Origin of the sequence: Mycobacterium sp. 852002-51057_SCH5723018 (assembly GCF_001667035.1) — a bacterium.
GTDB lineage: Bacteria > Actinomycetota > Actinomycetes > Mycobacteriales > Mycobacteriaceae > Mycobacterium.
This window is the reverse complement of sequence record NZ_LZIR01000065.1, coordinates 1-21,389: the sequence shown is the minus strand read 5'-3', so window position 1 is coordinate 21,389 and position 21,389 is coordinate 1. Positions and strand designations below refer to the sequence as shown.

The window sequence follows — 21,389 nt, the reverse complement described above, 5'->3', positions numbered from 1 at the left end:
GGTACTCGGCTGTAGCGGGACGGCCGGCCCGGAAGTTAATTGCGTTGCCGCTTGTTGATCCGGGCGTATCATGGATTGTCCCGCCGAAAATCGGCGGGGATGCGAGGGGCTGAACGGTTTCGACTTCGCGCATCGAATCAAGGGAAGCGTGCCGGTGCAGGCAACAGACCACCGTAAGCGTCGTTGCAACCATATAAGCGCCGATTCACATCAGCGCGACTACGCACTCGCTGCCTAAGCGACTGCGTGTCTGTCAGACCGGGAGCTCCCTCGGCCCGGACCCTGGCATCAGCTAGAGGGATCAACCGATGAGTTCGGTCGCGGGACTCATCGGGACACCAACAGCGACTGGGATCGTCATCCTGGCTAGTTCGCGTGACCAGGAGATCCGAGCAGAGGCATAGCGAACTGCGCACGGAGAAGCCTTGAGGGAATGCCGTAGGACCCGGGTTCGATTCCCGGCAGCTCCACCGAAAACAGCAGGTCAGGGCTACAAGCCCTGGCCTGTTTTCTCTCCGGTCAACACCCGCCGGGCATCCTAGAGCGGGTAGCCTCCGGAGTCGCCGCCACTTACGTTCGATTCATGGACACGTTGAGGGTCGGTGCGGCGTTTCCTGATCCACCCTTCAACGGCATGCCCGATGGTGGGCTGGACATGGACCTGATGAATGAGATCGCGACGGCACTCGCCATGAGCGTCGAATTCATCGCCTACGACGGCCCCGATTTCAACGGCATCTTCGACGGCCTCAACGACGGCGACTATGACTGTGTCGTTGCCGGAACCACGGTGACCCCGGACCGCGAGAAGAAAGCGGCATTTCTGGCGCCTTACCTGATCTCGGGGCAGTCACTGGCCGTCGACACCAGCCGGCTGCCACACGTCAGATCAATCGACGACCTCGCCGGCTTGACCATAGGCGTGCAGGAAGGCAACACCAGCCAGCCGATCGCCGAGCAACTCGTCGCCGACCGCAAAGCCGCTCGGGTGCGGATATACGACTACGGCAGTATCCGGGCCGCACTGAGTGACTTGACCACCGGGGGCTGTGACGCGTTCATGAAGTTGGCACCGGTGCTGACTGAACTCGTCAAGCCCCTGCCGGGTGTCGAGGTGATACAGCGGGGCCTGTCCATCGAGAAGATCGCGATCGCCGTGCCACTGGCTGACCAACAGCTGCTGAGGGGGATGACGGCGGCGCAGGCGCAATTGGAGGACGACGGCACCTTGCAGCGGATCCGGCGTAAATGGCTGGGCAACCCCAACACCGATCAGAGGCCCGGGCGAGCGCTATGAGCCGCTCTACGCCCGTACCCGGAAGGTCGGCAGCGGTGGCTTTCGAGTCTTGGGCTCGAGTAGCTCCGAATCCGACGGTTGACAGCCCCGGTGCCTTGCGCGACGTGCTTATGCGCATGTCACATCTGAACTTAAGTAGTTCTTGTCCACTTAAGTAGTTCTTGCAGACGTCTAGGTGACCTCGGGGGCGCGGGCATAAGCTCTGGCTATTCGGCGATCGGTATGGGAGCGACGCGGTGTCGTATGTTCTTGCGTTGCCAGAGATGATGTCCGCCGCGGCCACGAACGTGGCTTCGATCGGTTCTGCGGTCGCGACGGCAAACCAGGGCGCGGCGGCTGCCACCACCGGGGTATTAGCCGCGGCCCAGGACGAAGTGTCCGTGGCGATCGCGGCGTTGTTTTCCGCCCACGGCCGGGGCTATCAAGCTCTTAGCTCGCAGGCAGCGGCTTTTAATGAGCGGTTTGTGCGGGCCTTGACCGGTGCGACCGGTGCGTATGCCGCCGCCGAGGCGGCGAACGCTTCGCCTTTGGCGACCCTTGAGCAGTCGTTGCTCGGTGTCGAACACGAAGTTCAGCAGGTTCCCACGACGCTGGCCGCCGGGGTCAGCAACGAACTCAATTTTCTCTTTTCAGAGCCGGGTTCTCCGCTCTTAGCGCTGTTTACCGGAGACAATCCGCTACTCGGGATAGGCATCAGCAACAGCCCGCCGCGGTTGTTGCCATTGCTGCTCGGAGAGACGGTCCAGCACACCACATATGACGGGATGAGCGTCGTGCAGATCACGCCGGCGCACCCAACCGGCGATTACGTGGTTGCCATTCACGGTGGCGCGTTTCTCTTTCCGCCTTCGATCTTTCATTGGCTGGAGTACACGGTGACGGCCTACCAGACCGGCGCGACCTTCGAAGTGCCGATTTACCCGTTGGTGCAGCAGGGAGGTACCGCCGGCACGGTTGTACCCCAAATGGCCGGTCTCATCTCCTCGCAAATCGCTCAGCACGGGGCCCCGCACGTCAGCGTGATGGGCGACTCCGCAGGCGGCAACCTCGCACTAGCGGCCGTCCAATACATGGTGCAGACGAACCCGCTCGGCCCGGTACCGGAGTCCATGGTGTTGGTGTCTCCGTGGCTAGACCTGGCGTCGACCGGGGGGCAGATTGGCAAAGTGTGGGCGGGCAATCTTTCGCTGACCAGCCCAGAGGTGAGTCCTCTGTATGGGTCGCTCAGTGGACTTCCGCCGACATATGTCTACTCGGGCTCGCTGGATCCACTCGAAATATCGGCGTTCGCCCTCCAGCAAGCAGCCATAGCCCAAGGGGCCCCGATGGGTTTCGCATTCGCATATGGCGGAATTCACGACTGGGTTCTGCTTACGCCTATCGGCCCCCTGTACTGGCCGCAGATCGACCAGGAACTCGGCATCGTGCACTGACTGCGAGTCACGCAAGGCCGACCACGCACACGACTTCCAGTCCATGGGGACGAATGGTTTACGCGCCGACTCTGCGGTCCGGGGAGGCTCCTGACGGCGTGGAATAGCTGACCTGCCGACGAGGTCTCGACGGCTCTCCGTTATCGGATGCTGCCCACTGCTCGGTAGCGCTGTTTCGCAACGCCACCGCGCCAGTCATCATACATCTATGGTATCGGATGTATGACTATGGTCATGGCGGCTCTGGTCAAACGTCGGCTGCAGTTCCGTAGGCGGTCTCTACGCAGCCGATATCCTGCGGGAGTGTTGTTGCTTGGGGAGGTCAATCGTGGCGCGTAGACGGGGCTGGGACGGGCACCCGCCGGCAACCGACGAAGAAGCCTCGCGGCGCATCGTGGCCACCGCGGTCACGCTGATCGCCGAAAGTGGTTCCGATGTCAGCATCGCTGAGGTTGCCGAGTCGCTCGGCGTCATCAGACAGACGGTGTATCGGTACTTTCCCAGCGCTGAGGCTTTGATGCAGGCAGCGGCGGTGGCCTCCGTCGACGGCTTTCTCGACCGGCTCGCCGAGGCGGTCAGCGGCATCACCGATCCGGCCGAAGCGATAACGGAAGCCGTGTTATATGCGCTCGAACAAGTAAGGCGCACGCCCCATCTGGGGATTCTGCTGTCCGAACCGTACCGCAACGCGCACACCCCAAGCCTGGCCTCCGATGAAGCGCAGGCGTTCGGGATGCGGATGATCACCCGCTTCGACGTCGACTGGGAGCACCACGGCTACGACCAGGCGGCGCTTCGCGAACTGGTGGAGTTCACCCTACGCACAATGCTGTCGTTCTTCGTCGCGCCCAACGACCCCCGCCGCAGCCGAGATGACCTGCGGCGCTTTATCAAACGGTGGCTGGGAGGCGCGATCTTGGCACAGCCACGCGACGCCACCGTTGCTGCTGCCGGCGGACAGTAGCTGCTAGCGGCGCGTTGACCCAGTAGTGAATTCGGGTTTTGCGGCGTCAGATCTTGCCCTTGAGGAGCTCGCCGACCACAAGCCGGGTGTAGTACCAGGCGGTCTTGCCGATCGTCTGCGGGTCGAGGGTGCTGAAGACGGCATCGGCGATGCCAAACGGCATCATGCCGGGTATCGGCCCGCGCGCGTATTCCAGCATGAACGCCGCGTCGGGCACGGCGTAGCCCTTGGCCCGGCCGCCGGCCAGATAGGTTACGTCGCCGGGTTGGTAGACGCTGCGCTCGAATTCGCCCTCCTCGTAGCACCACACCTCGCCGTCGATGATGAAGTCCCACACCTCACTGGCGTAGCGGCCCGAGTGGCCTTCGGTGCCGATCGGGGTGCCGAAAAAGATGAGGTATTCCGACAGCGAGGCGTGCAGGAGCTTCATCTGCCCCATCGCGCCGCCGGCGTTGTTGAACACCCAGGGGATGTCGTCGCGGATATGACCCGGATACTCGCGTTTCAGCTCGGAGATGATCCGCGCAAAAGCCGCATCCTTGCTGTCCAGACCGACAGCGTTCTTGGCGATCGAGTGCAAGTGCTCGGAATCGAATATTGCTCCCATAACGAACGACGCTACCCTATCATACGTTTGCTGTCCAATGCGTATGATTACCCCCGGCTGGTGGCGGGACGACGGCCAACACGGCGCCGATGCGGCGCACGCCAAAGCTCCCCAGAATCGTCACGGGGACCCACGCGCCGCAACTACGTCAAGAGACCGACGGTTGGATTCGGCCTGGGTGAGCGGCTTTGATCGTCACGTGACGGCGATGTCACGTTGTGCACGCCCGACACCGCATCACGAGAACGTGTATCAGATGAGCGCTCTTGTCGCGAATGCAGTATTTAGTATTGCTTGGAATTGCGGCCAGTGAACTCGAGTGATGAACTTTCGCAGCTAGAACTAGGAGCTCTCATGACCTATCGCCGTCTTGCTTGGGCGCTCGGCGCGGTGGTGGCGGCGGCCATCATTCCCGTGGAGGCCCATAGCGAGCCGCCGACGAAGTGTCTGACCAACACTCCCAAGGGCAAGCAGGTCTACGTGCCCTGCGATCTGCTCAACGCCGGCGCCAATTTCCCGCCGGGGCAGCGTTGTCCTCCGCCGCTCGAGCAGTACCCGAAAGATGTGGCGGACTGGTGCGGCGAAGGCCCAGGCCTTGCGAGTACCACTCCCGCGAGTCCGACGAGCCCGACAGGTCCTACAAGCTCGACAGGTCCTACAAGCTCGACAGGTCCTACGAGCTCTGTGCGGCCTACGCGTTCCGCGAGCCCAACGAGTCCTGTGACCTCGACGAGTCTCACGAGCCCGGCGGCTCCGGGCAATGCACGGTGACGACGTCCTGCATGAGGTGGTGATCGAGCGCTGTGACGGTGCCGGCTAAGGCGCAGGTGCCCAAAGGACCGCAGAGATGCGGCCCTTTTCCGCTCATCGCGGGTGCGGACAACTAATCTCCCGGCATGGACCGCATCTGGCAGTGGACGTGGGATCGGTACGGAACGAGATATACGTGGGCGCTGTGCGTGATCGCTTTTCTTGTTTCACTGCCGATCTACTCCACCTTCATATCGTTGCCGATCGTCGCTTTCGAGAAGTCCGGCCGCTACGTCGAGGCGGCGGTGATAACTGTTGTCGCAGTGCCGCTCCTCATATGCATCATGGCTTTTCCGCATAGCCGGCTGGTTCGACCTGCGGAGCGGTGGGCGGCGGGGCAGGAAGTCGATCGAGCGACGGCCCTGGAGGGCACGTATTCCTACGCGCGCAGGGCGATCCCTCAAACGGTGTGGGGCACCGGCGTATGGGCCGCCGCGTTGGCGGTTGTCGTCGGCACTGTGGCCGGAGCGCCGTCGTCGCGGCTCGTCCAATACGGGATCCTCGGCGCCTTCCTCGGAACTGCGGTCCAACTCGTCGCATACCGCAGCATCGTGGAAGGAACGATGCGCCCTCCCAGAATCGCGCTAGCCGCTGACACCGGGATCGGTGATTCACTGCCGCGGTCCCGTCCGACTTTTGCCACGCGCTCGAACGTCTCCATGGTTGCCGTCGCATTCGGGTTCGCCGTCGGTGGCGCCCTGTTAGCGTCCGCGCTGGATACGGTCCGTGAATTACCTCTCCTCTCGCTCGTCCTGGGATTCACGTTGACGCTTGGATTCGCGGTACCGATATCCGTCGGTATTGGGTTCTCATCGTCTCTGCGGCCCATTCGAGATCTCGCCGAAGGAGCCGAACGCGTTGCGGCCGGCGACTACACCCAACGCCTGCCGGTTGTCCAGGACGACGACCTCGGTGTACTGGTCGCATCGTTCAACCGGATGCAGGCGGGTTTGGCTGAGCGACAACGACTTCAGGGCGCGTTCGGGACCTACGTCGACCCGGCCCTGGCGGCGCGGCTACTCGAGCAGGGCGACGACGTGTTCATCGGGGAGCGCCGCCATGTGACCGTGATGTTCGTCGATGTCCGTGACTTCACCCCGTTCGCCGAGGCGAATACCGCCGAGGACACGGTCGCGCGGCTCAACGCCCTGTTCGAGATCGTGGTGCCGGCCGTGGTCGACGCCGGTGGGCATGTCAATAAGTTCCTCGGCGACGGGGCACTGGCCGTCTTCGGCGCACCGAACGACCTTGCGCATCACGCGGACGCCGCGATGTCGGTCGCCACCAGGATTCAGTGCCTGGTCGCCGAGCGCTTTGGCGGGACGCTTCGGATCGGCATCGGGATCAACACCGGTGAGGTGATCGCCGGCACCATCGGTGGCGGCGGCAAGCTCGAGTTCACGCTGATCGGGGACACCGTCAACGTGGCGGCCCGCGTCGAGCAGCTCACCAAGACGACGGGTGACACGATCTTGCTCACCCAACAGGCCGTCGACGCACTAACTTCCCGACCGCCCGAACTCCTCGACCGGGGATCCCACGCCCTGAAGGGGAAGTCAGCGCCCGTCGGGGTCTTCGCCCTCGACGCCGGGATCCGTATCCAACAGCCTTAGCGGGTGCAGGCCGTCGACCGCGCCGACGAACGGTGGGTGGATGCTGTAGCCGAGCATGCGGCGAAGGTCATGGGAAACCGTTCGAGCGATGTCGCGCGATATCGACAAGGTGAAGGCTTCCATCGGTCGCAGCCACGGTTGGCAGTACTGGGCGGTGACGGCGAGGCGCTCGCGGGCGGTGCTGTTGGCGCCGCCGCCATGCCAAAGGGTGCCCACGAAGAAGACGCACGAGCCGGCGGGCATAACGATGGGGAGCGCCGGGTCGTCGGGTCCGGGCCGGCGCTTGCCCCAGCGGTGACTGCCCGGATAAACCACCGTGGCGCCGTTGTCCGCGGTGAAGTCGTCGATCGCCCAGATCGTCGCCGCAGCCAACGGTGCCCGGGGACGCGGAATCGGGTAGAAGCCGTCGTCATGGTGAGGCAGCTGCGCGGTCTCTTCCGGCCGAATGTTGATGGCCTGCAATGCCGACAGCAGGTAGTTGGGCATCAGCAATCGATCGAGCACCGCCAGTACCCGTGGATGATCTGCAAGCCGATCGCACACGCGCGTCCTGCTCAGCACGCTGTAGATGCGCTGGGTGCGCCGGCCCTCGAAGGAGTTGCGCCCGGTGTGCTCGAGCCAAGGCCGCACGGCCTCGCGGATTTGCCGGCATTGCTGGACGCTGAGCAGGTTCTCCCAGATGACGTAGCCGTCGCGGTCCAGGGACGCCAAGTCACTCTCGACGACGGCGCTCTCGACCGAGCTTCCGCCGGTTGGTGTGCGCTTGTACCGCTGGGCCAGGTCGTCCCTGAGGTCTTCCAGCGTTGTGACGGACTCGTCCTCGGTATCCATTGCACTCGTCCTTAGCTCGACCGAAATTGTGTGGTCAGGTGCCCGCCTCGATGGCCGCGACCCTGGCGGCCGCGTCGGGCCCGCAGAAGCGCTGGAGGTCCACTCTGCCGGCGGCCAGCTGATAGTCGATGCGCCGCTTGAGGTCACCCGAGGAGAGGTGGGCGTACAGGTTCGCACCCGGGCAAGAAGTCTGCGCCAGGTCCCGGTGGCCCGCCAAGGTGTCGGTCGCGATGCGGAAATTCTGCACGGCCCAAGCGAACGCGACAGCCGCCCCGTGCAGCTGCGCCTCGGACACGGCCTCTTGATCGAAATCCCCTTCGCAGAGGACTAGGAAATGGCCCGTCGTGTTGTAGTCGGTCGCGGTGTCGCCCGCAATTTCGGTGCTCCGCAGTTCATAGATGTTGCCATTGCGGTCGACGCCCACGTGATACGCGATGTCGACCCATCCCAGCTGGTCTTGGTGGTATCGCTGGTCCCCTCGGAGGTGGCCTGGGGCATTGCGGTTGTCGCCGAGGACCACGGCCTCGTGGTGCAGGGTCATGCGGGTGATGGTGTGCGGCTTGCCGCCGGCGCGGGGCGGCTGCGCGCCCCAGGCATCCCGGCACAGCAACTGGGCCGACGTGGCAGCGGTCAGGCGGGCGGACACCGAGACAGAGTCCGTTCGCGTCGCGCTCGAGCAGGCGCAGGCCACCGCGGCCAGGCCGACGCTGCCGGCCAGCCTGAGCAGCCGGCGGCGGCCGACGGAATCCGGCGCTTCACCACGGGGGTCGGCCGCATCCATGGCCCTCACGATACGGACGTGGCCCCGGCCCGCGGGACGTCTTCGTCAAGCGTCGGTGTCCGGCGCCCATCTGGGCGGGCGCACATCTGGCCCGCGCGAACGCGCCGCCGCGAGCGTGGCCGTGCGTTCACCGTTGACCGCGGTCAGCGGTGGGGGCTGGCCCTTGCGCAGCGTCGCGATCAACTCGCGGTAAGGGCCGACGAGGTAGACGGTGTCGCCGGCCTTCAGTCGGGCATCGCGGCGGGGGCGCAGCCTGATCGGCCCTTCCGGTCGGGTGATCGCGATGACGCGCGTTTGGGTAGACAGATCCACCATTCGCAGCCCATCGAGCTCGCTGCCCGCCGCAACGAGCATTTCGCCGATCATGAAGGAGCGCTGCCCGACCCAAAACGTTCCCAGCACCTGCAGGCCCATCGCGGCGCCGATGAACCACGGCGCGGCCAGGTCGACGATCGACCGCACGTTTTCGAAACCGAACCGGCGGTTCACCGCGGTGCCCAGCGCGCGGCCTTGAACGCGCATGACAATCGGCACTTTGGTGTCGGATCCCAAGATCTCAAGCAGGACGATCCCCGTCTCGATGTTCTCCATGTCGTCCCCGGTCACTACCGCCACGCCGCGGGCGCGATCGACGCGCGCCGATTCCAGCGTCTTACGCATCGTTGGATCTCCGAAAATCACCGGCACATCGAGTTCGGACACGGTGGGCAGGTAGCGGTTGTTCTCGTCCGGCTCGATGACGAGGACGTCGTATCCGGCCGAGGTCAAGTCACTGACGACGCGGACGCCGATTGAACCGAGGCCGACGACCACGACGTGGTCGCGCATATGGCGTGCCCGTAGGAGGCCGGCCGTTTGGACGAATCGGCGCGAGAGCAGCAGGTCCGCGAGGAACGCGACGAGGATGGCGGTGACGGTCGCGCCGCCGAACATCAACCCGACGGCGAACAGTCGCAGCGAGGTGGATTGTTGGGCGAAGCTGAAATCGCCATAGCCCACGGTCGTGATCGTCTCCGAGGCGAAGTACAGGGCGTCGAGCCACGACATCCGCGGGTTCTGATAGGCGAAGCGCACCACAGCCGTCGAGCCGAGCGTGAGGAACAGCGCGAATGCCAACGAGGGAAAAAGCATCGGGTTCACGTCGTCGCGCATGGCGCGCGCGGCGTCGATTGCGCGTCGTGCCCGTGAGTGACGAGAGCGCGTCGCGGTCGGGGCAGGCACGGCGATCCCGCGGGCTTCCAGTTCGTCTTTGACACCGATCATCGAGGCCCGGTCGCCGGCGTAGACCTGTTGATCCCGTCCCGGGCACGGCACCACCTCACCGGGGGCGGGTGAGTTCTTGCCGTGGACGACGGCCACCGGTGCCAGGTCGGCGTAGATCTCGCGCAGAGTCGCGTTAGACGGCGCCTCGGATCCCCACACCACGAATTCGATACCGGCCGTCTCGAACTGGTGCGTGTCACGCGACAGAACCGCCTCGACGATGGATGGCGTTGCGAGGTCGGCGACGTCCAAGATGGCGCCGGGGCCGTTGACGGCGGCCACGGCCCCGCGCAGCACGTCATTGGCCAGACGTGCCACGACGCGGATATTCTGACTGAATTCCCTTGCCAGCAATGCGATTTCGAGATTCACCGCGTCGTTGGGTCCGGCGCAGACGACGGCACGCGCGCGATGCACCCCGGCGCCAAGGAGGTCGGCGGCGGTGTTGATCTTGATGATCCGCGCGCCGGCTCCCCGTAGCTCCTCGGCGATCGTCTTCGACAGCGGGTCGTCACCGCAGACGATAATTTCGCGATGAAACTGAAAGATCTGGGCCATTTTTCGAAATCCGGTCGGTTCGTTCGCTTCTTGGCGTCCATATGGTTTATTTGACTATCGGCCACGACGCCGGATACTGCCACCGGAGGAGCGGGGTCTTATTGGGGCGCAATAGGTTCGACTTGCGCTCGTCACGCAGGCGAAATAGTCGAGGCGTAACGACACCCCTCGCACACTGATGCATGCCATCAAGTAAAGGAGCGTTCTGTGCCCGAAACGACGCCCGACGATGTCTTCAAACTTGCCAAGGATGAGAACATCGAATATGTCGACGTCCGATTCTGTGACCTGCCAGGCACTATGCAGCACTTCACAATTCCGATTTACGCATTCGACGAGAACGTGCTCGAGGAAGGCTTGGCCTTCGACGGCTCCTCGATTCGCGGTTTCCAATCGATCCACGAGTCCGACATGCTGCTGCTACCCGATCCGGAAACCGCGACCATCGACCCGTTCCGTGCCCGCAAGACGCTGAATGTGAACTTCTTCGTGCACGACCCGTTCACCCTCGAGGTGTACTCGCGCGATCCGCGAAACGTCGCCCGCAAGGCGGAGAACTACCTGATCAGCTCGGGCATTGCGGACACCGCCTACTTCGGCCCGGAAGCCGAGTTCTACATCTTCGACTCGGTGAGCTTCGACTCGAGCACCAACGGCTCGTTCTACAAGGTGGATGCGACCTCCGGGTGGTGGAACACCGGAGCGGAGACCGAGTCCGACGGCGGCCCCAATCTCGGTTACAAGGTCCGCCACAAGGGCGGGTACTTTCCGGTGGCCCCCACCGACCATTACGTCGACCTGCGCGATGAGATCCTCACCCACCTGACCAATGCCGGCTTCTCTTTGGAGAAGGGCCACCACGAAGTGGGCAGCGGCGGCCAGGCCGAGATCAACTACAAATTCAACACATTGCTGCACGCGGCCGACGACCACCAGATGTACAAATACATCGTCAAGCAAACCGCATGGCAGGCAGGCAAGACCGTGACCTTCATGCCGAAGCCGCTGTTCGGCGACAACGGATCGGGGATGCACTGCCACCAATCCCTGTGGAAGGACGGCGTCCCGCTGATGTATGACGAGACCGGGTATGCCGGCCTGTCCGACACCGCCCGCCACTACATCGGCGGTTTGCTGTACCACGCGCCGTCGTTACTGGCCTTCACCAACCCGACGATCAATTCCTACAAACGCCTGGTTCCCGGCTATGAGGCCCCCATCAACCTGGTCTACAGCCAGCGCAACCGCTCGGCGTGCGTGCGTATCCCGATCACCGGAAACAACCCGAAGGCCAAGCGGCTGGAGTTCCGTTGCCCCGACTCGTCGGGCAACCCGTACCTTTCGTTCGCCGCCCAGCTGATGGCGGGGCTGGACGGCATCAAGCACAAGATCGAGCCGCCTCCGCCGGTCGACAAAGATCTCTACGAGCTGCCGCCAGAGGAGGCGGCGGAAATCCCGCAGGCTCCCACTCAGCTGTCGGCGGTAATCGACCGTCTGGAGGACGACAGCGAATACCTCACCCAGGGAGGCGTGTTCACGCCCGACCTAATCGAGACGTGGATCAACTACAAGCGCGATTACGAGATCGCGCCGGTCAACCTGCGGCCGACGCCGTACGAGTTTGCGCTGTACTACGACGTATAAGCCAGGACAAGTCAGCGCCCGACCAGGTCTTCGCTCTGCACCCTGAAATTCGTTCTTGACTCGAAACACGCCTTTTTGGGTACAGCATCCGACATGCATCGCCCCGACACGATCATCGAAATTCATCGCGACCGCGTCCAGGATCAGACGGCCGAGATGTTCAGCGGCGACAAGTACACACAGTCGGTCGACGGCACCGGCTACTCCGCGACGGCGACCCTCGACCTCACGCTGGATCGCGTCTGGTTCATCCTCGATTCGCATCAGCGGCCGTGGCAGGAGGAAGCCGACGGCGAACTGTCCGATCCACTGCGACATTTCGCGATCGACCTGGTGATCTTCAATTCGAAAATCGTCATCGACTCGGTGACCTGCATTCCGCTGGTGTCGTTGCCGCCGGCCACGATCACGATCCCCGACGGTCCACGCGCCGGAGAGTCGCGCGAGATCCCGTACAACGAGATCCCGTTGTTCGGGCGGCTGACGATTCACGACCAGCTCGAGCCACACCAAATAGAGCCGGGCAAGCAGACGATCGCCCTGAACTTCACGGCACAGGAAGCCCCCGTGCTGGTGGCCACGCCGCTGGCCGACCGCTACGCCGGGTGGCTGTTCGGTCCGCACATCGAACGCCGTGCCGGCGGGCTCACGGTGTTTGCCGGACAGGATCCGCGGATCAGCTGGGAACTCGACTACGCCGAGGCGTACTGGATCACCCACAGCATTGCCGGGGAGCTGATGGTGAACCTGGAAAAGCTGCAGCACCCCAGCCTCTCCGACGACGAGGCGAGAACCAGGGTGCTCGACTCCCTTGCCGCCCAGATCGCCGACGCGGTCCGGCCACAACTTGAAGCCATGGGCGACAACGGGATTCAGCCACTCCTGCCGTCGCCGGAGGACGTCGACCCCGAGGCGCAAGACGACAGCACCTTCAAGGCGCTCGACGCCATCGTGCAACGCTTCGAAGTCGGTGACGAGACCCACGAATCCATGGTGGTGCAGCTGCAGACGCTGCGCGCGCTACCGCCCGGTGAGGAGCTGCCCGCGTCGGTCCTCGCCGAAAACCCGCACGAGAAGACCGCGTTGGCGGTCACGGGATGGAGCATCCTGCGGCAGGTCCGCGACACCGTGATGAATAGCTTCGGTCTCGAAGAGGGCGACTTCGACGCCGATGCGCCGTGCCTGCTGGTGGGTCCGAAGACCATCAACATCGGCGGCCAGGATCGCAGCCTGGACGCCCTCGACGCCGACATCGTGCCGCGGACCCAGGACGGCCGGCTGGTCGTCGACGGCAGCGTGAGCGCCGAAACCAAGCTCTACGACTTCGAGGCGACCTTCAAGGTGACCTACGAAATGGGCCTCGACGACATACCGCGCGACCCGAAGGGCAAGGAGTGGCAACGGGCCGACGTGGATACCATCGAGCTTCTCCAGGAGACGCTCAGCATGGCCGGCCACCAGAAGCGCGCCGGTCAGCTCAGCCATGAGGAGTACGAGGCAACGGTCAAGGAAGTCCGCGAGCGATTCGATCGGCTACCGCGAACCGTGGGAGTGCGACCGGCGCAGAACTCTGATCCGGACGTCAATGCCGATTTCAGCCTGACCGCACCCGGCAAAGTCGCCACGGCGGCGGGCGCGGCGGCGGTGGTCGGCCTGCTTGCGCTGCCGGTGACCTGGGTCGCGGGGGCCGCCGGCGTGGGGGCCGCCGGCGCGGGCGGCCTGTTGACCCTGGCGATCGCGCAGTACCTCACCACGGTGTTGACCATCGACTGGTTCGGCACCGGCATCGGGTCACGCCAGGTCAAAAAATCGCTGAACGACCATCCCGAGGGCACCTCGCTTCCGCCGATCGGAATGCCGGTTGACCTCGACCTCAACCGTCAGCGCCTCGCGGTGTACTTCCGTCCGGTGCCGGCGAAACTGTGGGTCAGTTGCGTCATGGCCGAGGCGGCCGAAGGCGACGACGGCGATCGCAACGGCATCCGGCTCGTCGGTGGCCGCTGGCCCGGCGATGGGCATCCCTGGAAGCTCTCCCATGATGACGCGGTGTTGTTCGTCGATTCCGACGAACTGCAGCTACTCGTGGACCCGGGGAGCGCCGGCGCCGCCGAGCTGCCCTTCGGTGTTGCCGCCGACGGGGACGGACGACGCCGCCTGCGGGTGCAGAGTGATCCCGACGCGCTGCACCGGCTTCCGCAATGCCCGGCTCTCGACTGAGCGGGCGTCGAGCTCAGGGCCGCTCGAAGTGCTGGTAGTCGAGGGGATTCGTCCAGTAGCCACCCCACCGCCAGCCGCGGTCGGTGAAAACGTGTGCGGCCGGGTCGCCACCGTGTAGGAGTCCCGGGTCGGTGCGACTGCGATCCTGATAAGCCGCCGCGTTCTGCGGTTGTAATGCGCCGCCGGCGTAGATGCACGGGTTAACAAGGGGATTGAGGTCGATCGCTCGACCGTAGGCGTGTTGCGACCAGTGATCGCTTCCCGGGATGCGCCGGCAGTTGAACGCCGATGTGTTGTTGTCTTCCATCGACAGCTCGTCATCAGCGGCCGGATAGTGGTCGACCGTGCGGATCTTCTCGATCGGAAAGCGCAGTCGGTAAAGCTGATCGAAGATCGCGATGACCTCCGGCGCCAGGTCTTCGTGCACGATCAACTCGCCGCGGTGGGTCTGGCTGTCGAAACCGATGTGGTCGACGACGACGCGCCGCAGCTGCGCGGGTTCGACCGGACAGCCCGGCCGCCAGCTTGCGCCGAGCTCCTCACGAGAGACCGGCCGAACGGTCGCACCGGCGGGCGCCGGGGGGTCGGCCGCCGACGGCGCGGCGCCGAACTGCACCACAACGACGCCGGCCGCCATCAGGCCGACCAGCGCGGCGGCCCGCCGCCTGCGGGACCTCAATTGGACCGCCCAACCATCGGGGATCAACTTTAGGACAGCCAAGCCGTCAACCTACGCTTGCGCTATGCCCGTAGTCGGCAAGTTGATCCGCTGGACCGTTCTCATCGTCATCCTTGCCCTCGCTGCGGCTTCCTCACCCGGGTGCGCGGCGCACCCGGCACCACGCGACGGCGCGCAGGCACCGCCCGCACCGCCCGCACCGCCGGCCCCGGCTGCGCCTTCCACACCCGAATCCTCGCCTCCCGCACCCGAGTTCGCGACCGTCTCCAAGCTGATCGATGACGCGATCGCGGCACAGCAGCTGCCAGGAGCGGTGGTCGCGATAGGGCACGACGGCGAGGTGGTATTCCATCAGGCTTATGGCTCGCGCAAGCTTGCAGGCGAGCCGGGGCTCGACGGATCGCCCGCACCCGCAGAGCCGATGACCGAGGACACCATCTTCGACCTGGCGTCGCTGACGAAGTGCCTCGCAACGGCGACCGCCGTCATGCAGCTATACGAACAAGGCAAGCTTGCGTTCGACGATCCCGTGCAGAAGTATCTGCCCGACTTCAACACCGCGAACGACCCGCAGCGCGCGAAGGTGACCGTCCGCATGTTGCTGACCAACACGTCAGGAGAAGGGATCGACGTAAGCCTCCAAGATCCGTGGGGGCTGGACCGAGCCGACAAAACCGAAGGCATTCATCGCGCCCTCACCACGCCGCTGCAATCGGGTCCCGGGCCGGGATTCCTTTACTCCGACATCAACTACATTCTGCTTGGCGCGCTGGTTGAGAAGATCACGGGCGAGGCGGAAGACGATTACGTTCAGCAGAGCGTTTTTGCGCCGCTCGGCATGGCAGACACCCGCTACCTTCCTCCAGCCAAAGCGTGTGGCCCACACCAGGTCTGGGGAGCCGCGATCGGTTGGGCTGCCGCGCCACCGGCGCCGGCGGCCTGTCCTGAAGGCGCATGGAGCGCCAGCCTGTTGCCCCGCATCGCGCCGACGGCACGCGACGAGGAAAACAGAGCCGATCCGAGCAAGAACCCCGATTACTATCGCCTGCTTCGGGGCACGGTGCACGACCCGACGGCGCGCCGCATGGGGGGAGTGGCCGGGAACGCCGGAGTGTTCTCCACGGCGCACGACGTCGGCATCTATGCCCAGGCCCTCCTCGATCGGCTTGCGGACCGTCCGAGCAAGTTTCCGCTGCAGCAAGCGACCCTCCAGCTGATGACGACTCCCCAGCAGCCCGGACACACACCCCAACAACTCGAGGCCGCGAACCGCGCCGCTCGAGAGGCCATCGCTAAGCACGCTCCGAACTATCCGGCGATCAAGGGACAAAACCTGTTCGGCTTCGGTTGGGATATCGATACGGGCTACTCCAAGCCGCGGGGCCTGATCTTTCCGGTCGGCAGCTTCGGCAACACCGGCTTCACCGGAACCACGCTGTGGATGGACCCAGGCTCAGACACCTACGTAATTCTGCTCACGAACGCGATTCATCTGCGGGGCAGCCCACCAATCTCGAACTTGCGAAGCGAGGTGGCCACGGCGGCGGCCCGGGCATTGCGTCTGTACGGCAGTTAGTGAGCACTCCTGGTCATTTCACGCAGGGAACGTCTTCGGCGGTCATGCGCGTGAGGTTGGTGGGGGTGGGTTCTTGGGTGCCGGTGCCGGTGGCCGGCACCGTGGTGACGGGCGCCGCGGCGGTCGTGGTCGGCGACGTCGAGGCGTGAGAGAGGCTGTCAAACCTCGAGGAATCGGTCCCGGCGGTCAGCCGCACCGTGTTGCGGGGGACGGCGTCGGATGCGGTGGCAGTGATGCCCAATTCATCACCGAGCTCGGCGGCGGCCGCCTGCGCGCCGGGTCCGTAGGCGATAGTGCTTGTCTGGCTGGTGGAGTCGGCTGTGCTGACCGCCCCGGCCGTGAAATGCCCTGTCGCTAAGGATGTTTCGAGGCCAGCTGCCTCGCCTTGCCGGCCCGAGGCATTGACCACGTCGAGTGTGACGCTGTCGGAGGTCGCGGCTGCGCCCCCGTCCGTTTGTGCGCCGGTCACCAGGCCGTGCACCACGGAGCGGATCGCGGATGTGTCGATGAAATTGACGTACTCCCCGTCTGGGATTTCGCCGAAACTGGCCACCGGCAGCGTGTAGAGCGTGACCGGCCTGTTGGGGAACGCCGACGCGTTGCGCACCAAGTCTTCCAGGTCGAAACCCGCGTCCACGGCGACGTTTTGCCTGGCGACGTCCAGCAGCGCGCGCAGCCGGCTCGGGCTCGACAACGCCCCGCTGCGGCGCAGCGCACTGACCACCGAGACGATGAAGGCCTGCTGACGGCGGGTCCGATCAAGGTCGGTGAACACGGCATCGTTGGCGTCGCGGCGTTGCCGAACGAACGCCATCGCCTGGGACGCGCTGATCTGCTGGGTGCCCCGATGAAAGTCCGCACCGGAGTAGTAGCGGTCGGCGGTGTCCTCGTTCAGGCACACCGTGATCGGTTCGACCACACGGGCGATCTGAAAAAACCCCACCAGGGTGACCTCAACGAAGTGGTCGATCGGAATTTGCAGCAGACGCCTGACGGTGCCGATCTCCGCCTTGCGGCCCGCCTCGCGGGCCGCCTGTTCTTTCGTTGCTGCGTCTTGTCCGTTAACCGAGGCTCCGTCCATCACCCGCTGATAGGCGAAGCTATAGGCCTGCTTGACCTTGCCGCGGCAATCCGAGGTCGAGCATCCGGCAAGATCCACGTAGTCGTCGCGGGGGATCGAAATGGCGGTGGCCGGTGCGTCGCCGGCGGGCAGGTGCAACACAATGAGTGCGTCGGCATCACCCTCGCCGGAATCTTCACCGCCGGCATGCAGCGTGTCGTAGAGGTCCGGTGGCAGGGGCTGACCCCGCTGGTCGCGACGGCTGTCCAGCCCCATGATCAGGATGTTTTGGTCGGGCCCCGTCGGGGGCGATTGATCGGCCAGCGCGTCCGATGTGGTGATGCCGGCCGACGCGGCGCGGTAGCCCATCCAGGTAATGCCCGTGACGGCGACCACCACCGCCGACGCCAACGCGGCCAGCGCCTTGGCGGCGGCCGCAACCGAAGGATGGCGGCGCCGTCGATGCCGAGCCTCGCGCATCGGTGAACGCATGACCGAGAATAGCCTGGTCGCCGCACCTCTAACCGGCGTCCGCCCAGGGGCCGGCGGCGACCGCGCCGCCGAGTCACGCCGGTGTCAGCCCGTTCCGTCCGTTCAGGCCGCCCAAGTAATACCCGCCGAAGCCACCGGGGCCGCCGACGCCCGGGGTGACCCCGACGCCGCCGTTGCCGCCGGCGCCCCCGATGCCGAAGAGCAGGCCTCCGTAGCCGCCCTGGCTGCCGTTGCCCCCGAACGCCAAGCCGGCCGCGCCGTAGCCGTTGCCGCCCGCGCCGCCAAGCCCGAAGAGGAGGCCGCCGAGGCCACCGAGGCCGCCCACCCCGCCGTGGCCGCCGCTCTGGGCGGCCCCGCCATCGCCGCCCGCGCCGCCGACGCCGAAGAAGGCGCCGCCGTCGCCGCCGTAGCCGCCGACCCCGCCGGTGCCGCCGCTGGTCACAGCGGTCCCGCCGGGCCCGCCGGCCCCGCCGAAGCCGAACAGCAGGCCGCTGCCTCCGCCGCCCTGGCCGCCCTGACCGCCGATGTTGGCGGCGCCGACCGCCGCCCCGCCGGCGCCGCCGTCGGCCCCGGTGCTGACGAGGTTGAAGAGGACGTTGCCAGTGCCGCCGTTGCCGCCGATCCCCGCGACCCCGCCACTGCTGGTGGCGGCCCCGCCGGTCCCGCCGGCGCCGCCCAGGCCGTAGAGCATGCCGGTGCCGTCGCCGCCGGTTCCGCCCCAGCCGGCCACGAAGCCGTTGCCGCCGGCCCCGCCGGTGCCGCCGTTGCCGAACAGGATTCCGCCGTTCCCGCCGAAGCCGCCGTCGCCGGCGACGCCGTTGGGGCAGGCCCCGCCGGTGCCGCCGACGCCGCCGTTGCCGAAAAGCCCGACGGCGTTGCCGCCGTTGCCGCCAAAGCCGGCGAAGCCGTTGTTGATGGCCCCACCGGTCCCGCCCGGGCCTCCGTTGCCGAACAAGAAGCCGCCGCTACCGCCGTTCCCGCCGTTCTGGCCCGGCGCGCCGGACCCGCCCGCGCCGCCGTTGCCCCACAACAAACCACCGTTTTGGCCGTTGGCGCCGGTTCCCGGGGTGCCGTTGGCGCCGTCGCCGATCAGCGGGCGCCCCAGCAGCGCCTCGAAGGGGGCATTGATCGCACCGAGCAGGTCCTCCGGCGCGCTCTGCAGCGGAGTCGCACCGGCTGCCTCGGCACTGGCGTAGGAGCCCGCACCGGCGTTCAGCAGCTGGACAAACTGCTGGTGAAATGTCGCGGCCTGGGCACCGAGCGACTGGTATGCCCGCGCCTGCGCGCCGAACAGGGTCGCAACGGCCTTGGACACCTCGTCGGCACCCGCGGCGACGACCTGTGACGTCGGGCCGGCGGCCGCCGTGTTGGCCGAGATGATCGACGAACCGACCGTCGCCAGATCCGAGGCCGCCGCCGTCATGTACTCCGGAACCGCGAACACAAACGACATCCCGACCTCCGAACGCTGCGGCGACCGCCCGATGATCGCCGATAGCAAAAATCGTATTGTTCGCCCCGCCTACCGATCCCAAGTTTCAGGCGGCGCGACAGCCTGTCCTCGCCGCCTGACCCATCGCCCGAATGTGATAGACAGGGCTGATGTTTGCGCTGGTCCGTCGGCTTCGTTGAACACGTGGGCGACGATCGACTGCTGACTCCCGGTCAGACGTGCTGGCGCGTGGCGCACGCCGATCGGTTTGCCTGCATCATCGACGCTGCCGATTACTTCACGCACGTCAAGGCGGCGATGTTGCGCGCCCGGCACCGGATCATGCTGATCGGTTGGGATTTCGACGCCAGGATGGCGTTCGAACGGGGCGCCAACACCTTGCCCGGGCCAAATCAGCTGGGCGCCTTCCTTTTTTGGATGCTGTGGAAACGGCCGGCTCTCGAGGTCTACGCGCTGAAGTCCAACCTGCGCCTGCTGCCGGCCTTCGATGGCATCTGGTTCGGGCTCACGCCGGTGGCTGTTGTCAACCAGATCAGCAGCAAGCGAATGCACTTCGCCACCGACGGCGCCCACCCGACCGGTTCCGTCCATCACCAAAAGATCGTGGTCATTGACGACGCGGTGGCGTTCTGCGGTGGCGTCGACCTGACCCTCGATCGATGGGACACCCCCGCGCACAAGGACGAGAGCGACGGCCGCCGCACCATGGGGCGCAGGTATGGGCCGCGACACGAGGTCGCCGCGGCGGTCGACGGCGCGGCCGCGCGCGCACTCGGCGAGCAGGCTCTGGCTCGCTGGCGGATCGCGACGGATCAATCGCTGGAGCCGGTTGACGCCAAGCACGCCACCTGGCCCAGCAAACTGGAACCGATCCTGCGCAATGTCGACGTCGGAATCGCGCGCACCTTGCCGGAGCTTGATCGTCGCGACGAGGTTCGGGAGGTAGAGGCGCTCAACCTTGCCGCCATAGCCGCGGCGCGCGAGACGATCTACCTGGAGAATCAATACCTGGCGGCGCGACGCCTCGTGGAAGCGCTGGCGGCTCGACTAGGGGAAGCCGACGGCCCGGAGATCGTCATCGTCCTTGCTCGTCGGGGCAACAACGCCCTCGAGCGCGAGACGATGGACAGCGCCCGCCATCGGCTCATTCAGGTGCTGTGGGCGGCCGATGAGCATCATCGCTTGGGCGTGTACTGGCCGGCGGCCGGTGGCGGCGCGCCGATCTACGTGCACTCGAAAGTAATGGTGGCCGACGATCGGCTGCTGCGGATCGGCTCGTCGAACCTCAACAACCGGTCGATGGGATTCGACAGCGAGTGCGATGTCGCCATCGAGGCGGACCCGAACAACCCCCAACGCGATGATGTCCGCCGTCAAATCACTTCGGTGCGTCATCAATTGGTGGCCGAACACCTCGGTGTGTCCGTCGGTGAGTTCGAGAGCACCCTGATTCGGTGCCGGTCCTTCCTCAAGGCGATCGAGGAATTGCGAGGGCACGGCAGGACGCTCCGCCCATTTACCGAGCGCACAGTCGCCGACGAGGCCGGCCCGCTGGCCGAGAACGAGCTGATGGATCCAGACCGTGTGCCACGGTCGCTGACGCGGAGCCTGCAACGGTTCATTGCGGGGCTCAGGAGTTATGGCAGCTGAGCAGTGCGGATCTGTTGCGCCGCAAGCTATTTCTGCGCGTTGGGGCAAAACGCGCCGATCGCCGCGAGCGCCAGATGCTCCGCGTCGTCATGGCTGAAGTGCGGCGCCCACGGATCGGCGGCGAGGTCCTGGTTCTCGGCGGTCAAGATGTTGTTGATCATCGTTTCGAGCGGCCGGGGCTGCGGCAACAGCAGCGAGAAACACGTCTGGTGACCGAATTCCATGAAACGCTGACGCACGGCCTCGCTGCCGTTGTCCGCGATCCCGTAATTGGCCAACGAGGACAGGAACACTCCGTCCGCTCCGTCGGCCGATGTCGGATTTTTGGGCGATTTGGTGACCGTGACGGTCTGCGGTGCCGGCGATGACGCCGTCCTATCCCGCGATAGGTAGATGCCGACCGAGGGAGGCAGCGCATGACTGTCGAGGACAGCGACACCCCGACCGGACCGGTGCCCGAC

The 21,389-nt window shown here is 65.6% G+C and carries 17 protein-coding genes and 1 other RNA gene; 10 read left to right on the top strand and 8 right to left on the bottom strand.

All coding sequences use genetic code 11. The features are described from left to right. Positions 1–105 precede the first annotated feature (105 nt). The 4 genes from ssrA to A5764_RS12825 all read left to right on the top strand — a co-directional run bounded on the left by ssrA (position 106) and on the right by A5764_RS12825 (position 3,694). Positions 106–473: a transfer-messenger RNA gene (gene ssrA, locus A5764_RS12840) on the top strand. A 110-nt stretch (positions 474–583) separates the two neighbouring features. Then, positions 584–1,297 carry an ABC transporter substrate-binding protein gene (locus tag A5764_RS12835; RefSeq protein WP_067113883.1) on the top strand — a complete coding sequence of 238 codons (714 nt, stop codon included), beginning with the start codon at positions 584–586 and terminating at the stop codon, positions 1,295–1,297. A 236-nt stretch (positions 1,298–1,533) separates the two neighbouring features. Next, positions 1,534–2,730 carry a PE domain-containing protein gene (locus A5764_RS12830; protein WP_082951673.1) on the top strand — a complete coding sequence of 399 codons (1,197 nt, stop codon included), beginning with the start codon at positions 1,534–1,536 and terminating at the stop codon, positions 2,728–2,730. A gap of 328 nt (positions 2,731–3,058) precedes the next feature. Next, positions 3,059–3,694, top strand: a complete 636-nt coding sequence (locus tag A5764_RS12825; RefSeq protein ID WP_067113881.1) for a TetR/AcrR family transcriptional regulator — start codon at positions 3,059–3,061, stop codon at positions 3,692–3,694. A 46-nt stretch (positions 3,695–3,740) separates the two neighbouring features. Here A5764_RS12825 and A5764_RS12820 read toward each other — a convergent pair whose 3' ends face one another. Beyond that, entirely contained in the window at positions 3,741–4,301 is a 561-nt protein-coding gene (locus A5764_RS12820; RefSeq protein WP_067113880.1) for an ERG2 family protein, read from the bottom strand. Positions 4,302–4,876: 575 nt separating this feature from the next. Here A5764_RS12820 and A5764_RS28270 point away from each other — a divergent pair. Next, the gene (locus A5764_RS28270) at positions 4,877–5,095 is read left to right on the top strand and encodes a hypothetical protein (protein ID WP_067113879.1); all 219 of its coding nucleotides are present in this window, start codon (positions 4,877–4,879) and stop codon (positions 5,093–5,095) included. A gap of 102 nt (positions 5,096–5,197) precedes the next feature. Further along, complete coding sequence (locus tag A5764_RS12810; protein ID WP_067113878.1) at positions 5,198–6,724, top strand: adenylate/guanylate cyclase domain-containing protein; 1,527 nt, start codon at positions 5,198–5,200, stop codon at positions 6,722–6,724. On the opposite strand, the gene A5764_RS12805 is transcribed toward A5764_RS12810, so the two are convergent. The 3 genes from A5764_RS12805 to A5764_RS12795 are packed head-to-tail and all read right to left on the bottom strand — an operon-like array spanning position 6,668 to position 10,157. Beyond that, positions 6,668–7,555: a phytanoyl-CoA dioxygenase family protein gene (locus tag A5764_RS12805; RefSeq protein ID WP_067113877.1), complete on the bottom strand. Its 888-nt coding sequence runs from the start codon at positions 7,553–7,555 to the stop codon at positions 6,668–6,670. The two genes, A5764_RS12810 and A5764_RS12805, sit on opposite strands and share 57 nt — an antisense overlap. Positions 7,556–7,589: 34 nt before the next feature. Beyond that, entirely contained in the window at positions 7,590–8,336 is a 747-nt protein-coding gene (locus A5764_RS12800; RefSeq protein ID WP_197501360.1) for an N-acetylmuramoyl-L-alanine amidase, read from the bottom strand. A 45-nt stretch (positions 8,337–8,381) separates the two neighbouring features. Continuing rightward, positions 8,382–10,157 (bottom strand): NAD-binding protein, encoded by a 1,776-nt coding sequence (locus A5764_RS12795; RefSeq protein ID WP_067113876.1) that lies wholly within the window; start codon positions 10,155–10,157, stop codon positions 8,382–8,384. A 207-nt stretch (positions 10,158–10,364) separates the two neighbouring features. Here A5764_RS12795 and glnA point away from each other — a divergent pair, with 207 nt between their 5' ends. Together glnA and A5764_RS12785 are read left to right on the top strand one after the other, a co-directional pair. Then, positions 10,365–11,801 carry a type I glutamate--ammonia ligase gene (gene glnA, locus A5764_RS12790; protein WP_067113875.1) on the top strand — a complete coding sequence of 479 codons (1,437 nt, stop codon included), beginning with the start codon at positions 10,365–10,367 and terminating at the stop codon, positions 11,799–11,801. A gap of 93 nt (positions 11,802–11,894) precedes the next feature. Next, positions 11,895–14,018: a hypothetical protein gene (locus A5764_RS12785; protein ID WP_067113874.1), complete on the top strand. Its 2,124-nt coding sequence runs from the start codon at positions 11,895–11,897 to the stop codon at positions 14,016–14,018. 13 nt (positions 14,019–14,031) lie between these two features. Here the strand turns inward: A5764_RS12785 and A5764_RS12780 are convergent, their stop codons facing one another. Beyond that, a complete protein-coding gene (locus tag A5764_RS12780; RefSeq protein ID WP_082951674.1) occupies positions 14,032–14,655 on the bottom strand; it encodes a M15 family metallopeptidase in 624 nt (207 codons plus the stop codon). 106 nt (positions 14,656–14,761) lie between these two features. On the opposite strand from A5764_RS12780, the gene A5764_RS12775 reads away from it, so the two are divergent. Further along, entirely contained in the window at positions 14,762–16,273 is a 1,512-nt protein-coding gene (locus A5764_RS12775; protein ID WP_067113872.1) for a serine hydrolase, read from the top strand. Between the two features lie 13 nt (positions 16,274–16,286). Here A5764_RS12775 and A5764_RS12770 read toward each other — a convergent pair whose 3' ends face one another. Both A5764_RS12770 and A5764_RS12765 read right to left on the bottom strand, forming a co-directional pair. Beyond that, positions 16,287–17,825 (bottom strand): LCP family protein, encoded by a 1,539-nt coding sequence (locus A5764_RS12770; RefSeq protein WP_082951671.1) that lies wholly within the window; start codon positions 17,823–17,825, stop codon positions 16,287–16,289. Between the two features lie 73 nt (positions 17,826–17,898). Then, positions 17,899–19,278 carry a PE family protein gene (locus A5764_RS12765; RefSeq protein WP_067113898.1) on the bottom strand — a complete coding sequence of 460 codons (1,380 nt, stop codon included), beginning with the start codon at positions 19,276–19,278 and terminating at the stop codon, positions 17,899–17,901. A gap of 183 nt (positions 19,279–19,461) precedes the next feature. Between A5764_RS12765 and A5764_RS12760 the strand changes: the two genes are divergently transcribed. Beyond that, positions 19,462–20,928 (top strand): phospholipase D-like domain-containing protein, encoded by a 1,467-nt coding sequence (locus tag A5764_RS12760; RefSeq protein WP_067113897.1) that lies wholly within the window; start codon positions 19,462–19,464, stop codon positions 20,926–20,928. 26 nt (positions 20,929–20,954) lie between these two features. On the opposite strand, the gene A5764_RS29375 is transcribed toward A5764_RS12760, so the two are convergent. After that, positions 20,955–21,389 (bottom strand): DUF732 domain-containing protein (locus A5764_RS29375; protein ID WP_156664651.1); only part of this gene is annotated, 435 nt, incomplete at its 5' end.

Coding starts and splice junctions, on each gene's coding strand:
- A5764_RS12795 (WP_067113876.1), bottom strand. CDS start 10,157: ATGGCCCAGATCTTTCAGTTTCATCGCGAAATTATCGTCTGCGGTGAC.
- A5764_RS12780 (WP_082951674.1), bottom strand. CDS start 14,655: ATGGCGGCCGGCGTCGTTGTGGTGCAGTTCGGCGCCGCGCCGTCGGCG.
- A5764_RS12810 (WP_067113878.1), top strand. CDS start 5,198: ATGGACCGCATCTGGCAGTGGACGTGGGATCGGTACGGAACGAGATAT.
- A5764_RS12770 (WP_082951671.1), bottom strand. CDS start 17,825: ATGCGTTCACCGATGCGCGAGGCTCGGCATCGACGGCGCCGCCATCCT.
- A5764_RS12835 (WP_067113883.1), top strand. CDS start 584: ATGGACACGTTGAGGGTCGGTGCGGCGTTTCCTGATCCACCCTTCAAC.
- A5764_RS12775 (WP_067113872.1), top strand. CDS start 14,762: ATGCCCGTAGTCGGCAAGTTGATCCGCTGGACCGTTCTCATCGTCATC.
- A5764_RS12805 (WP_067113877.1), bottom strand. CDS start 7,555: ATGGATACCGAGGACGAGTCCGTCACAACGCTGGAAGACCTCAGGGAC.
- A5764_RS12820 (WP_067113880.1), bottom strand. CDS start 4,301: ATGGGAGCAATATTCGATTCCGAGCACTTGCACTCGATCGCCAAGAAC.
- A5764_RS12765 (WP_067113898.1), bottom strand. CDS start 19,278: ATGTCGTTTGTGTTCGCGGTTCCGGAGTACATGACGGCGGCGGCCTCG.
- A5764_RS12785 (WP_067113874.1), top strand. CDS start 11,895: ATGCATCGCCCCGACACGATCATCGAAATTCATCGCGACCGCGTCCAG.
- A5764_RS12800 (WP_197501360.1), bottom strand. CDS start 8,336: ATGGATGCGGCCGACCCCCGTGGTGAAGCGCCGGATTCCGTCGGCCGC.